9 protein-coding genes, 1 tRNA gene and 1 other RNA gene are annotated in these 12,845 nt (G+C 73.8%); all 11 read right to left on the bottom strand.

What is annotated here, in order from left to right; all coding sequences use genetic code 11:
* Window position 1 precedes the first annotated feature (1 nt).
* The 11 genes from mraY to dnaG all read right to left on the bottom strand — a co-directional run bounded on the left by mraY (window position 2) and on the right by dnaG (window position 12,841).
* Window positions 2-1,078: a phospho-N-acetylmuramoyl-pentapeptide-transferase gene (gene mraY / locus KIT14_16450; GenBank protein MCW5892113.1), complete on the bottom strand. Its 1,077-nt coding sequence runs from the start codon at window positions 1,076-1,078 to the stop codon at window positions 2-4.
* Window positions 1,078-2,466: a UDP-N-acetylmuramoyl-tripeptide--D-alanyl-D-alanine ligase gene (locus tag KIT14_16445; GenBank protein ID MCW5892112.1), complete on the bottom strand. Its 1,389-nt coding sequence runs from the start codon at window positions 2,464-2,466 to the stop codon at window positions 1,078-1,080. The genes mraY and KIT14_16445 overlap by 1 nt, the downstream gene beginning before the upstream one ends.
* Window positions 2,467-2,506: 40 nt before the next feature.
* Window positions 2,507-4,015, bottom strand: coding sequence for a UDP-N-acetylmuramoyl-L-alanyl-D-glutamate--2,6-diaminopimelate ligase (locus tag KIT14_16440; protein MCW5892111.1), 1,509 nt, complete (start codon window positions 4,013-4,015; stop codon window positions 2,507-2,509).
* Complete coding sequence (locus KIT14_16435; protein ID MCW5892110.1) at window positions 4,015-6,039, bottom strand: penicillin-binding protein; 2,025 nt, start codon at window positions 6,037-6,039, stop codon at window positions 4,015-4,017. The genes KIT14_16440 and KIT14_16435 overlap by 1 nt, the downstream gene beginning before the upstream one ends.
* On the bottom strand, window positions 6,036-6,410 hold the full coding sequence (locus tag KIT14_16430; GenBank protein ID MCW5892109.1) for a cell division protein FtsL: 375 nt from the start codon (window positions 6,408-6,410) through the stop codon (window positions 6,036-6,038). The genes KIT14_16435 and KIT14_16430 overlap by 4 nt, the downstream gene beginning before the upstream one ends.
* On the bottom strand, window positions 6,407-7,381 hold the full coding sequence (gene rsmH / locus KIT14_16425) for a 16S rRNA (cytosine(1402)-N(4))-methyltransferase RsmH (GenBank protein MCW5892108.1): 975 nt from the start codon (window positions 7,379-7,381) through the stop codon (window positions 6,407-6,409). Before rsmH ends, KIT14_16430 begins: the two co-directional genes overlap by 4 nt.
* 106 nt (window positions 7,382-7,487) lie before the next feature.
* Complete coding sequence (gene mraZ, locus KIT14_16420; GenBank protein ID MCW5892107.1) at window positions 7,488-7,940, bottom strand: division/cell wall cluster transcriptional repressor MraZ; 453 nt, start codon at window positions 7,938-7,940, stop codon at window positions 7,488-7,490.
* Window positions 7,941-8,149: 209 nt separating this feature from the next.
* An RNA gene (gene rnpB, locus KIT14_16415) (RNase P RNA component class A) lies at window positions 8,150-8,533 on the bottom strand.
* Between the two features lie 19 nt (window positions 8,534-8,552).
* The gene (locus KIT14_16410) at window positions 8,553-9,287 is read right to left on the bottom strand and encodes a hypothetical protein (GenBank protein MCW5892106.1); all 735 of its coding nucleotides are present in this window, start codon (window positions 9,285-9,287) and stop codon (window positions 8,553-8,555) included.
* Window positions 9,288-9,329: 42 nt separating this feature from the next.
* Window positions 9,330-9,406: transfer RNA gene (locus KIT14_16405), tRNA-Ile, on the bottom strand.
* Window positions 9,407-9,460: 54 nt separating this feature from the next.
* Window positions 9,461-12,841 carry a DNA primase gene (dnaG, locus tag KIT14_16400; protein MCW5892105.1) on the bottom strand — a complete coding sequence of 1,127 codons (3,381 nt, stop codon included), beginning with the start codon at window positions 12,839-12,841 and terminating at the stop codon, window positions 9,461-9,463.
* Window positions 12,842-12,845: the final 4 nt, after the last annotated feature.

Raw genomic sequence — 12,845 nt, 5'->3', positions numbered from 1 at the left:
GTCAGCGCAGCTTCAGCGTCGACAGGGCGAGCAGCGCGCAGATGATCGCGACGATCCAGGCACGGACGATGATCTGCGGCTCGGGCCAGCCGAGGAGCTCGAAGTGGTGGTGGATCGGCGCCATGCGGAAGATGCGCTTGCGCCGCAGCTTGAACGAGGCGACCTGGCCGATCACCGACAGCGTCTCGATCACGAACACGCCGCCGACCAGCAGCAGCACGATCTCCTGGCGGGTGATGAGGGCCACGACGCCGAGCGCGGCGCCGAGCGCCAGCGAGCCGACGTCGCCCATGAACATCTGCGCCGGATAGGCGTTGTACCACAGGAAGCCCATGCCGGCGGCCGCGAGCGCGCCGCAGAAGACGGCCAGCTCGCCGGCGCCGGCGACGTACGGGATCTGGAGGTACTCGGCGATGCGCGCGTTGCCGGCCACGTAGGCGAAGATCATGTACGTGGTGCCCGCGACCATGACGGGGCCGATGGCGAGCCCGTCGAGGCCGTCGGTGAGGTTCACCGCGTTGGCGGCGCCGGCGATCACGAGGGCGCCGAACGGGATGTACCAGAGCCCGAGATCGGGACGGACGTCCTTGAAGAACGGCATCGTGATCTGCCCGCCCTGCTCCGACCAGGCGTAGATCACGGCCGCCGCGGCGGCGCCGATCACGAGCTCGCAGGCGAGCCGCACGCGACCCGAGAGGCCGGCGGAGTTGCGCTTGCGGACCTTGGCGAAGTCGTCGAAGAAGCCGATCAGGCCGTGGCCGAGCGTCACCAGCACCGCCACCCACACGTAGTGCGCCGACGGATCGGCGAGCAGCAGCGTCGAGAGCACGAGCGTGAAGAGGATCAGCGTGCCGCCCATGGTCGGCGTCCCGGCCTTGGTGGCGTGGGCCGCGGGGCCGTCGTCGCGGATCGACTGGCCGATCTGCATCGCCTGGAGGCGGCGGATGAGCACGGGCCCGAGCAGCAGCGACAGCGTCAGCGCCGTCAGCGCCGCCAGCAGCGTGCGGAACGTGATGTACTTGAACACGTTCAGCGGCGGCCAGCGTGTGTGCAGGTCGAAGAGCAGGACGTAGAGCATCACCGGGCGGTCTCCGCGGCGAGATGGGCGAGGACGCGCTCGAGCGCGGCGCCTCGCGAGCCCTTGAGAAGGAGGAGGTCGCCGGGCGCGCACGCCGTGCGCAGGCGCTCGGCCAGCTCCTCGTGCGTGGCGGCGACGGTGATGCGCTCCGGCGGCAGGCCGGCCGCCTCGGCACCCGCCCGCACCAGCGCGGCATGCGTGCCGATGAGCCAGAGACCGTCGACGTCGGCCGCGGCCGCCGCCTCGCCGAGCGCCGCGTGCGCCGCCTCGGCCGCGTCCCCCAGCTCGAGCATCTCGCCGAGCGCGGCGAGACGGCGCGTCGCGCGGCTGCGTGCCAGCGTCTCGAGGGCGGCGGCCATCGAGCCCGGGTTGGCGTTGTAGGCGTCGTTGATGACGGTCACGCCCGACGCCAGCCGCACCACCTGCATGCGCATGCTGGGCGGCTCGAAGGCTGCCAGCGCCTCGGCGACGGCGACGGGCTCGACACCCGCGAGGTGCGCCATCGCGGCGGCGGCGAGCGCGTTGGAGACGTTGTGCCGGCCGGGCACGCGCAGGCGCACGTCGGCGGCGCCGTGCGGCGTCACGAGGCGGAAGCTCGTGCCGTCGAGGCCGTGATCGATCGTGTCCTCGGCGTGGACCTCGCCGCGCCGGCCGAAGCGCAACGTCGGGCCCGGCGCCGCTGCGGCGGCACGCTCGACGAGCGGATCGTCGGCGTTGACGACGGCGGTGGCGGACGGCCGCAGGCGCCGGAACAGCTCGGCCTCGGCCTCGGCGGCGCCGTGCAGCGAGCCGACGCCCTCCAGGTGCTCGGCGGCGACGCAGGTGATCACGCCCGCGTCGGGCACGGCGATCTCGGCCAGCCGCCACACCTCGCCCGGCCCGTTCATGCCGAGCTCGAGCACGACGACGCGCTCGTCGCGCGCGCGCAGCAGCGTCAGCGGCAGGCCGACGAGGTTGTTCTGCGAGCCGCGCGTGTGGACGACCGCATCGGGGCCGAACGCGTGACGCAGGATCGCGGCCAGCATCTCCTTGGTGGTCGTCTTGCCGTTGCTCCCGGCCACGGCCAGCACCCGGGCGCGCAGCCGGCGACGATGGTGGGCGGCGAGATCGCCCAGGGCGGCGAGGCTCTCGCGCACGGCGACCACGCCGCACGGCAGGTCGGCGTCGGCGTGCGCCCGCTCGACGATCACCGCGCCCGCCCCGCGCCGCGCCGCCTCGGCGAGGTGGGTATGGCCGTCGTGCGTGTCGCCCCGGATGGCGACGAAGAGCTCGCCCGGCTCGAGCACGCGCGTGTCGGTGGCGACGCCGGTGAAGACCGTGCGTACCCCGAGGCGCGTCAGCTCCCCCCCGGTGGCGGCGAGGACCTCGGCGAGGGTCAGCGGCAGCACGGCCGCCAGGCGCTCGGTGGAGGCGCTCATCGGGCCGGCCTCACGCCGCGCCCCCGGCGGCGCCGAGCACGCGACGCACCTCCTCGCGGTCATCGAGGTGGCGCTTCTCGGTGCCGACGATCTGGTAGTCCTCGTGCCCCTTGCCGGCGACGACGACGAGATCGCCGGGCCGCGCGGCGCGCAGCGCGAGCGCGATCGCCGCCGGCCGATCCGCCTCGACGACGTAGCCGCGCCCACCGGCGTCGAGCCGGGGCAGCGGCGCGAGCCCGCCCTCGCGTACGCCGGGCTCGATCTCGGCGAGGATCGCCGCCGGTTCCTCGGTGCGCGGGTTGTCCGAGGTGAGCACGACGAGGTCGCTCCAGCGCCCCGCCGCGGCGCCCATCAGCGGCCGCTTGCCGCGGTCGCGATCGCCGCCGCAGCCGAAGACGGTGAGCAGGCGTCCGGGCGTGAGCGGCCGCAGCGCGGCGAGCAGACGCTCGAGCGCGTCGGGCGTGTGCGCGTAGTCGACGACGACCGTGAAGCCGGGTCCCGGGAGCCGCTCGACCCGTCCGGGCGGAGCGGCCGTGGTCGCGATGCCGGCCACGATCTCCGCGGGCCCGAGGCCGAGCGCCCAGGCCGTCGCCGCCGCGAGGCCGATGTTCTCGGCGTGCGGCGCGCCGACGAGCGGGCTCGCGAAGGCGAGCGTCTCGCTGCCGAACGTCAGCCGGCCGCGCGTGCCGGCGAGCGTGCTCGTCACGTCGGACAGGCGCACGAGGGCGTCGTCGACCTGCCCCACGGGCACGCAGCGTCCGCGGACGCGCGCGACCAGGCGGCGGCCGGGGTCGTGGTCGACGTTCACCACCGCCACCGCGTTCCGCTTGCCGCCCGCGGGCAGGTGCTCCAGGAAGAGCCGCGCCTTGGCGGCGAAGTACTCCTCGTCGTCGCGGTGGAAGTCCATGTGGTCGCGCGTGAGGTTCGTGAACGCCGCCGCGTCGAAGCGCAGCCCGAGGACGCGATCCTGGGCCAGCGCGTGCGACGAGGCCTCCATCGCGACGTGGGTGACGCCCGCCGCGCGCATCTCCGCGAGCAGCGCCTGGAGGTCGCAGGCCTCCGGCGTCGTGAACGGCGCCTCGCGCGAGACCTCGCCGAAGCGGTAGGCGATCGTGCCGATGACGCCGGTGCGGAGACCGGCCGCCTTCCAGATGCCCTCGAGGAGCCACGTGGTCGTGGTCTTGCCGTTGGTGCCGGTGACGCCGACCAGCGTCAGCGCCGCGCTCGGATCGCCGGCGAGCCGAGCGGCGACGAGCGCCATCAGGCGACGCGGCTCGGGTGTGCGCACGAGCGCGGCGCCCGGGGCGTCGACGGTGCCGTCGGCGACGACGGCGATGGCGCCGCGCGCGATCGCGTCGGCGACGTGGCGGCGGCCGTCGGTGGTGCGCCCGGCGAGGGCGACGAAGACGTCGCCGGGTCGCACGCGCCGCGAGTCGACGGCGACGCCGTGCACCACGACCTCGCCACCACGCACCAACTCGAGCGGGCCGAGGCCCTCCACCAGGGCCGCGAGCCGCATCACGGCTGCGCGAGGGGACGATCGGGACGGAGCTCGAGGGCCAGGCGCCGATCGTCCGCGAGCGGAGCGCCCGGCGGCGGCTGCTGTCCGGCGACCCAGCCGCTGCCGCGGATCTCGACGGCCCAGCCTTGGGCGTGGGCACGGGTGAGGGCCTCGCGCAGGGAGAGGCCGAGGAAGCTCGGCGTGCGCGGCTCGCCGGCGTCGAGCAGCTCGGCGGCGGACGGCACCGGAGCGACGTCGGCGACCTGCACGACACGGCTCGGGCGCGACGGCCGGCCCGCGGGCGGCGCCGGTGCCGGCGCCGGCTCGGGATGCGCGGGCGCGCTGACGCCCAGCACCTTCAGCGTCTGGAGCGCGATGGCCTTGAAGACGGGGGCGGCGACGACGCCCCCGTAGGTCGCCGTCGTCGGCTCGTCGATCGACACCACGATCACCGCCCGCGGGTGGTCGGCCGGCACGAAGCCGACGAAGGAACCGATGCGTTTCGAGCTGTAGCCACGGGAGCCTGGCGACACCTTCTGCGCCGTCCCCGTCTTCCCTGCAACCGAGAAGTCCTCGAGCCTGGCGCGCCCGCCGGTGCCGCCCTTCTCCTCGACCACGCGGCGGAGCAGCTCGGTCGTCGTGTGCGCCGCGTCCTCACCCAGCACCCGGCGCACGGGGCGCGGGCCGTTCTCGTAGGTCACGCGGCCGTCCGGAGCGACGATGCGGCGCACGAGGTGCGCCCGCATGAGGGTGCCGCCGTTCGCGATCGCACCGTATGCGGCCGCCATCTGCAGCGGCGTCACCGAGATGCCCTGCCCGAAGCTCTGCACCGTGAGGTCGATGCGCGTCCACCGCGACAGCGGCCGCATGATGCCGCCGCTCTCCGACGGCAGCTCGATGCCCGTCGGCTCGCCGAAGCCGAAGCGGCGGAGATAGTCGTGGTAGCGCTCGCTGCCGAGGCGCAGGCCGACCTTCGTGCAGCCGATGTTGCTCGAAACCTGGATCACCTCGGAGAACGACAGCCAGCCGTGCGGGTGGGCGTCGTTGATGGTCCACTTGCCGACCTTGTAGGCGCCGTTCTCGGCGAAGAAGCGCTCGCTCGGGGTCACCGCGCCGAGGTCGAGCGCCGCGGCGGCGAGGAACGCCTTGAACGTCGAGCCGGGCTCGAACGGATCCGTCACCGCCCGGTTGCGGAGACGGTCCTTGTTGCGGTGGTCGCCCCACTGGGCGCGATCGTTCGGGTTGAACGTCGGCACGTTCGCCAGCGCCATCACCTCGCCGGTCCACGGGTCGAGGACGATGGCGATGCCGGCCGCCGCCTTCGCGTTGGCGACGCCGGCCGCGAGCTCGCGCTCGACGGCCGCCTGGATGGTCGCGTCGATCGTCAGCTCGACGCGGCTGCCGCGCGGCGGCCCGGCCTGCGCCTGCGCGCCGTCGGTGCGCAGGAAGGCGCGCCCGTGGGCGTCGCGCGCGACGTCGATGGTCTGCACCTCGCCGCGGATCTCGCGATCGAAGCGGCGCTCGAGGCCGCCGAGGCCCTGCGCGTCGGTGCCGACGAAGCCGAGGACGTGCGCCGCGAGCGCACCGTGCGGATACACGCGCCGGGCCTCGTCGAAGTAGTCGACGCCGGGGACGCCGAGCGCGCGCACCGCCTCGAGCTCGCGCGGCAGCGCCTGGCGCTTCAGCCAGACGAACGGCTGGCCCTTGTCGATCTGCTCCAAGGCCCATTTCGGCGACAGCCCGAGCGCGTGCGCCACCTCCGGCAACCGCGCGCGCCCTTCGGCCCCGAGCTCGCGCGGACGGACGTAGATCGACGGCACGTTGAGCGACAGGGCGAGCATGTCGCCGTTGCGGTCGACGATCTCGCCGCGATGGGGAACGAGCGCCATGCGCTTCGTGTGCTGGCGGGCGGCGCGGCGCGCGAACTCGGGCCCGCGCACCACTGTCAGGTCGACGGCGCGCGCGAGCAGCAGCCCGAGAAAGAGCGCGAAGACGCCGCCGACCGCGATCAGGCGCCCGCGGCTGAGTGCGCCGCCGCTCATGGCAGCGGCACCACCTGACCACGCTGCGGATCGACGAGACCGAGCCGGGTGCGCGCCACCTCGGACAGCTTCGCCGGGTCGCGCAGCATCGCCAGCTCGGCCTGGAGCTCGCGGTGCTCCTGGTCGAGGCGCTGCGCCATCTGGCGCGCGGCCTGGAGCTCGTAGCCGATGCGCACGACCTGGAGCTGGAGCCAGACCTGCGTCATGCAGAGCGCGATCAGCACGCCGCCGAGCAGCAGCATGCGGCGCACGAGCCGGCTGCGCATGATGCGCAGCAGGCGGCGCGGATCGCCGACCGGACGCACGAGCGGCCGGCGCACCGCGAGCACGCGCGGCGCGCCGGCGGTGGAGCGGGCGGCGCTCGCGCTCACGGGGCGGTCTCCCCGGGATCGCCCGCGAGGCGCTCGGCAAGGCGCAGCCGGGCGCTGCGGGCGCGCGGGTTGCGTGCGATCTCCGCCGCGTCGGGCCGGATCGGCCGCGCGCCGACGAGGCGCACCGTCGCGCGACCGCCGCACACGCAGCGCGGCAGGCCCGGCGGGCACGTGCAGGCCGTCGACCAGCGACGGAACGCGTCCTTCACGAGACGATCCTCCAGCGAGTGGTAGGCGAGCACGGCGAGGCGGCCGCCTGGACGCAGGAGCCCGACCGCCGCGGCGAGCACCCGCTCGAGCGCGTCGAGCTCGCCGTTCACGGCGATGCGGATGCCCTGGAACGTTCGCGTCGCCGGATGATGGCCGGGGCGCCTCTGGCCAACGACGCGCGCGACCACCTCGGCGAGGTGCGCCGTGTCGCGGATGGGTCGCGCGCGCACGATGGCGCGGGCGACGGCGCGGGCTCGCGGCTCCTCGCCGAAGCGGGCGACGACGTCGGCCAGCGCGGCCTCGTCCCACGCGTTGACGACGTCGGCCGCGGTCGCGCCCGTCGTCGGATCCATGCGCATGTCGAGGGGGCCGGCGCCGCGGAAGCTGAAGCCGCGGGCGGGATCGTCGAGCTGCATCGAGCTGACGCCGAGGTCGAGCAGGATGCCGTCGACGGCGTCCCAGCCGACCGCGGCGAGATGCACGGCCAGGTCGGCGAAGGAGCCGTGGCGGAGGCGGACGCGGGCGCCGAACGGCGCGAGCCGCGTCCGGGCTCGCTCGAGGGCGTCGGGGTCGCGATCGAGACCGAGCAGCTCGCTGCCCGGCGCCGCGGCGAGGAGCGCGGCGGCATGTCCGCCCGCTCCCAGCGTCGCATCCACGAGACGGGCGCCCGGCCGGGGGCGCAGCCCCCCCACCACCTGCCCCTCCAGCACCGATACATGGGCTGTGCCCCCCGGCCCGGCGTCCGTCTCGTCGATCGTCATCGGCGGCTCGTCGCCACGTCGTACCGCAGCGCTGTCCGCCGTCACCGTACCGCCCCTCCTCCTCCGCCGCACCCCTGCGGCGCGCGCGATTACGTGGTTGCTCTGCTCAGATGTCCAGATCGGCGAGGAAGTGCGGGTCGTCGAAGACGAGCCGCTCCTGCTCCTCGAAGAGTCCGTGCCAGCTCTGCCGATCCCAGATGCGGAACTTGTCGACGTCGCCGACGATGGTGGCCGCCTCCGCGATGCCCGCGTACTGCCGCAGCGTCGGCGGCAGCAGGATGCGGCCCTGACCGTCGCACGCGACCTCGGCCGCGCCGGAGATGTAGACGTTCCGGAAGGCCATCATCTTGGGGTCGAAACGCTCCTTTGCGAGAACCTTCTCTTCGAGCGTCCGCCAGGACGCGAGCGGGTAGGCGTCGAGACACCGCTTCCCACCCAACATGAACTTCGTGACCACGAGACGCTCGTCCGGGAGCGCGGAGAGCGCCTCGCGGAAGGGAGCGGGAACGGCGACCCGCCCCTTCTGATCGACTGCATGCTCGAAATGGCCGCGGAACATGACATCCGACGGGAATCTTCACCACTCACGCCCACCGGCTCCCCATCTACCACCACGATTCCCCACCCGACGGCGGGCTCATTACTCCCCCGCCGCCCCCGCTGTCAACCTATTGTTGTAGCCGGGGCGCAAAGCCGCGCGGGCTGCGGCTTTCGTGCGCATGCGAAGCGGAAAGCGTTGCGCCGCATGGCCCTGCGGCGCGCGCCGTCCGCCGGAGGAGGTCTGTAAGCCGGATTCTGTCGATCCGCCCAATAAGCGGACCCAGCAGCCATTCCTCTGGTCCCGCGGTTGCCCGCGGGTTCGTGCGACCGACCCGAGGGAGCGGGCGGGCCACCCGTGCCCGACGTCGCCGCCGGGCTCCCTCCTACACGGTCTTGCTCCGGGTGGGGTTTACCGAGCATCCGCCGTCACCGGCGGATCTGGCGAGCTCTTACCTCGCCGTTTCACCCTTGCTCCGGGCCTCGCGGCCCGGGGCGGTCTGCTTTCTGTTGCACTTTCCCCCGGTCGCCCGGGGCCGCCGTTAGCGGCCACCCTGCCCTGTGGAGTCCGGACTTTCCTCCCGCCGTGAGGCGAGCGGCTGCTCGACCTCCTCCGGCGCACGGCGCGCGACGCTCAGCTGTTCGCCGCGTCTTGTTCAGGTTGCCAGAACAGGATGCGCTGGCAATTCGGGCACGCGATCACCTGCTCGTTGCGCTGGATCTGGATGAAGAGCTGCGGCGGCACGTGCATGTGGCAGCCGAGGCAGGTCCCGCCGCGCACGGCCACCACCGCGACGCCGCCCCGCCGCGAGAAGATCAGCTCGTACTTGCGGCGCAGATCGCCGTCGACGCCGCCGACCAGCTCGTCGCGCCGGGCCTTGTCGCGCTCGATGTCGGAGCTCAGCCGCGCGACGGTCTCGCGCAGCTCGCCCGCCTCGGTGTCGCGCGCGGTCGTGATCTCCGCCAGCGCGGCTTCGGCCGCCTCGAGCTGCTTCTGGGCGGCGTCGACCTGCTCGAGGACGCCGACGAGCTCGGTCTCGACCTGGCTCGTCTCTTCCTTCAGCAGCTCGACCTCGCGCTTGGCGAGCCCGAGCTCCTTGTCGTTGCGAATGCGGGTGATGCGCATCCGCTTGTCCTTCATGCGGGTCTCGGCGCTGGCAAGCCGCTCTTCGAGCCCCTTCTGACGCGTGTTCAGGTCGGCGAGGGCGCTGCGCGCGGCAGCCGTCGCGGCTTCCTGGCGCTGGAGCGTCTCCTCGAGCTCGGCGACGCGACGCTCACCCGCGGCGACCGCCTCCGTATTCTCCTTCAGTCCCTGATCGACCCGCTGTAGTTCGGCGAGCTTTGCGAGCGCCTCGCTTTGTGAGGGCAATGTCGTCGGCCTCCTCGATCGCGCCGCGGTCCGTCGCCGGAATGGTGGGCCCAGTGTGACTCGAACACACGACCAGCCGGTTATGAGCCGGCCGCTCTTACCACCTGAGCTATGGGCCCGCGTGCGCGACGCAGTGAACCACCCCGGACGGTGCTCTGCAAGGGCGAGCGGGGTCAGACGTCGTAGAAGCTGCGCAACACCTTGGCGCGCGTCGGGTGCCGCAGCTTGCGCAGCGCCTTGGATTCGATCTGTCGGATGCGCTCCCGCGTCACGGCGAAGCGCGACCCGACCTCCTCGAGGGTGTGATCCGAGCGCTCGCCGATCCCGAAGCGCATCCGCAGCACCTGCTCCTCGCGGGGGCTCAGCGTGCCGAGCACCTTGCGGGTGTGATCGCGCAGGCCCGAGGCGACGCACGCCTCGACCGGCGGGACCGCGTCGTGGTCCTCGATGAAGTCGCCGAGGTGGCTGTCCTCCTCCTCGCCGACGGGGGTCTCGAGCGAGATCGGCTCGCGCGTCACGCGCAGCACGCGGCGCACCTTCTCGGCCGACATCTCCATGCGCACCCCGATCTCCTCGGGGGTGGGCTCGCGACCGAGCTCCTGCACGAGCCCGCGCTGGATGCGCAGCAGCTTGTTGATCGTCTCGACCATGTGGACCGGGATGCGGATGGTCCGCGCCTGGTCGGCGATCGCGCGCGTGATGGCCTGGCGGATCCACCAGGTCGCGTAGGTCGAGAACTTGTAGCCGCGCTGATACTCGAACTTCTCGACCGCGCGCATGAGCCCCATGTTGCCCTCCTGGATGACGTCCAGGAACTGGAGGCCGCGGTGGAGGTAGCGCTTCGCGATCGAGACCACGAGGCGCAGGTTGGCTTCGATCAGCTCCTGCTTCGCCACGTGCGCGCGGTGGCGGGCGGCGCGCGTCTCGCGCACGAGCTTGGCGAGCTGCGCCGCCGTGAAGCCGACCTCGGCCTCGAGCGCGCGCACCTCGCGGCGGGCCGCGCGCGTCTCCTCGACGGCCTCGGCGGCCGCCTCGCGACCGCGGGGCCGCTGGTGCTCGATCTCGCGGACGCGGCCCCGCAGCTGCTCGATGCGCGCGTGGCGGCGGTCGAGCTCGCCTTCGACCTGCTCGATCTGCCGCCGCGACAGGCCGAGGCCGAGCAGCGCCGACGCGAGCCGCTTCTCGACGCTCGCCAGCCGCTCGGCGAACTTGCCGACGCCCTTCGTGCCGCGCACCCGTTTCGCGAGCGTATCGCGCTCGTCGACCAGCCGGCGCACGCGGGCGAACTGCATCAGCACGCGGCGGCGCTGGCGCGCGTCTTCCGGCGCGGGCGCGCCGTCCTCGTCGACCTCGGCGCCGGTGACGTCGCGCAGGCGCAGGGTTCCGGCACGCAGCCCCTCGCCGAGCGTCGCGAGGTGACGCAGCCCGAGCGGGCTGCCGAGCGAGCAGCGCGTGGCCGCCTGCTCGCCCTCCTCGATGCGCTTGGCGATCTCGACCTCGCCCTCGCGCGTCAGCAGGGCGGTCTGCCCCATCTGGCGCAGGTACAGGCGGACCGGATCGGCGCCGATCAGGCCGAGCGGATCGATCTCGGGCTCCTCGGCGGCCTCGTCCTCGTCGGCACCGTCGGCGACGACGAGCTCGCCGTCCTCGGCGTCGGCGTCGTCGACCGGCTCGAGCGGATCGTCGCTGGGATCGGGAACGGCTTCGGTGGGCAGGAGGAGGGCGTCGGGGGGGAGTTCTTCGTGGTGGGCCTGGGTGGGCATTCTCACGGCGGGGGTCCTCACGTGCGGGTCTTCTCCGTCAGGTGCTGCTGCATGGCGTGCGTCGCCTCGGGCAGGACGCGTCCCTGCGCGTCGGCGGCGCGGAGCTCTTCGAGGAGGTGGCCGGTCTGTCGGCGCCGGCGGCGCTCGCGGATGACGTGGACGTAGTCGCGCAGCGCGAGCTCGCGGTCGATCTCCTGCTCGTCGGCGAGCAGCTTGCGGGCGATGCGGTCGCGCAGGGCAGCCGGCAGCTCGTCGATCACCGCGGATTGGTCCGGGGTGTCGGTGGTGGCGAGCAGGCGCTCGGCGATCTCGCGCAGGGCGGCGTTCTCGAACTCGGCGACGATGCCGCTCTCGCGCACGGCCGTCGCGAGCGACGGATCGAGCACGAGCAGCTCGACCAGCTCGAGCTCGGCGACGGCGGCGATCGGCGACGCCCGCCCGCGCCCGCCGGACGCGCCGCGGCGGCGGCGGGGCGGACGGGCGGTCGGTGCTCCGCCGGCGGCTTCGCGGCCCGCGCCTCGGCGCGCAGCGATTCTCGCCGACGCCGAGCCGGTCGGCGGCGAGACGCGCGAGCACGTCGCGCTCGAGCGGGTTCTCCACGCTGCGCAGGACGCGGGCGACCTCGCGGGCGGCCTCGGCGCGGCGCGCGACGGCGTCGCGCCGCGGTCCGGCGAGCTCGTCGAGATACGCGTCGACGAGCGGCACCGCCCCGTCGAGGAGCGCGCTCAACGCCGCGGCTCCCTCGCGGCGCACGAAGGTGTCGGGATCGTCGCCGGCGGGCAGGAAGACGCCGCGACCCCACAGCCCGGCCTCGACGAAGACCGGAAAGCTGCGCGCGGCGGCGCGGCGGCCGGCGGCGTCGCCGTCGAAGCAGGCGACGATCTGCTCGCTGAAGCGCCGCACGACGCGCAGCTGCTCGACGGTGAGCGCGGTGCCGAGCGGTGCCACGACCTCGCCGATGCCGGCCTGGGCCAGTGCGATCACGTCGAGATAGCCCTCGACGACGACGACCCGTCCCTTCTGGCGGACGGCGTCGCGCGCGAGGCCGAGGCCGTAGAGCGTGCGGCCCTTGTGGAAGAGCGGCGACTCGGGGCTGTTCAGGTACTTCGGCGGCGGATCGCCGCCCGGCCCGGTCGCGCCCGGCATGATGCGGCCGCCGAAGGCGACCACCTTGCCGGTGAGGTCCTGGATCGGGAACATGACGCGCTCGCGGAAGCGATCGAGGAAGCTGCCGTTGTCGCGCCGCAGGACGAGGCCCGCGGTGACCGCGTCGTCCATGTGGACGTCCTGCGTGCGCAGGTGGCGCGCCAGCGCGTCGCCGCCCGGCGCCCAGCCGAGGCCGAAGCGCTCGATCGACCCGGCGCCGACGCCGCGCTCGTCGAGATAGGCGCGGGCGCGGGCGCCCTGCGGGCCGCGCAGCGTATTGCGGAAGAACGCCTCCGCCGCCGCGGTGGCGGCGGCCAGCGGCTCGGTTCGCCGGAGGTTCCCGGCGACCGTCTCCGGCACCGGCAGGCCGAAGCGCTGCGCCACCCAGCGCACGGCTTCGGGGAAGGCGAGCGCCTGGGTCTTCATGACGAACGCGAAGACGTCGCCGTGCTCGCCGCAGCCGAAGCAGTGATAGAAGCCGCGCTCCTCGCTGACCGTGAACGACGGCGTCTTCTCGCCGTGGAACGGACACAAGCCGAGCGCGCTCCGCCCGCGCCGGCGCAGCGCGACGACGTCCGACACCACCTCGAAGAGGCTGGCGCGGTCACGGATGTCGCGGATCGCGGCGTCGTCGATACGGGCCATGGGA

The organism is bacterium (assembly GCA_026129405.1).
Taxonomy (GTDB): domain Bacteria; phylum Desulfobacterota; class Binatia; order DP-6; family DP-6; genus JAHCID01.
This window is presented reverse-complemented; position numbering and strand designations above follow the sequence as displayed.

Excerpts from the sequence above, each read along its gene's own strand:
- rsmH (MCW5892108.1), bottom strand. The coding sequence starts at position 7,381 with ATGACGATCGACGAGACGGACGCCGGGCCGGGGGGCACAGCCCATGTA.
- KIT14_16440 (MCW5892111.1), bottom strand. The coding sequence starts at position 4,015 with ATGCGGCTCGCGGCCCTGGTGGAGGGCCTCGGCCCGCTCGAGTTGGTG.
- dnaG (MCW5892105.1), bottom strand. The coding sequence starts at position 12,841 with ATGGCCCGTATCGACGACGCCGCGATCCGCGACATCCGTGACCGCGCC.
- mraY (MCW5892113.1), bottom strand. The coding sequence starts at position 1,078 with ATGCTCTACGTCCTGCTCTTCGACCTGCACACACGCTGGCCGCCGCTG.
- mraZ (MCW5892107.1), bottom strand. The coding sequence starts at position 7,940 with ATGTTCCGCGGCCATTTCGAGCATGCAGTCGATCAGAAGGGGCGGGTC.
- KIT14_16435 (MCW5892110.1), bottom strand. The coding sequence starts at position 6,039 with ATGAGCGGCGGCGCACTCAGCCGCGGGCGCCTGATCGCGGTCGGCGGC.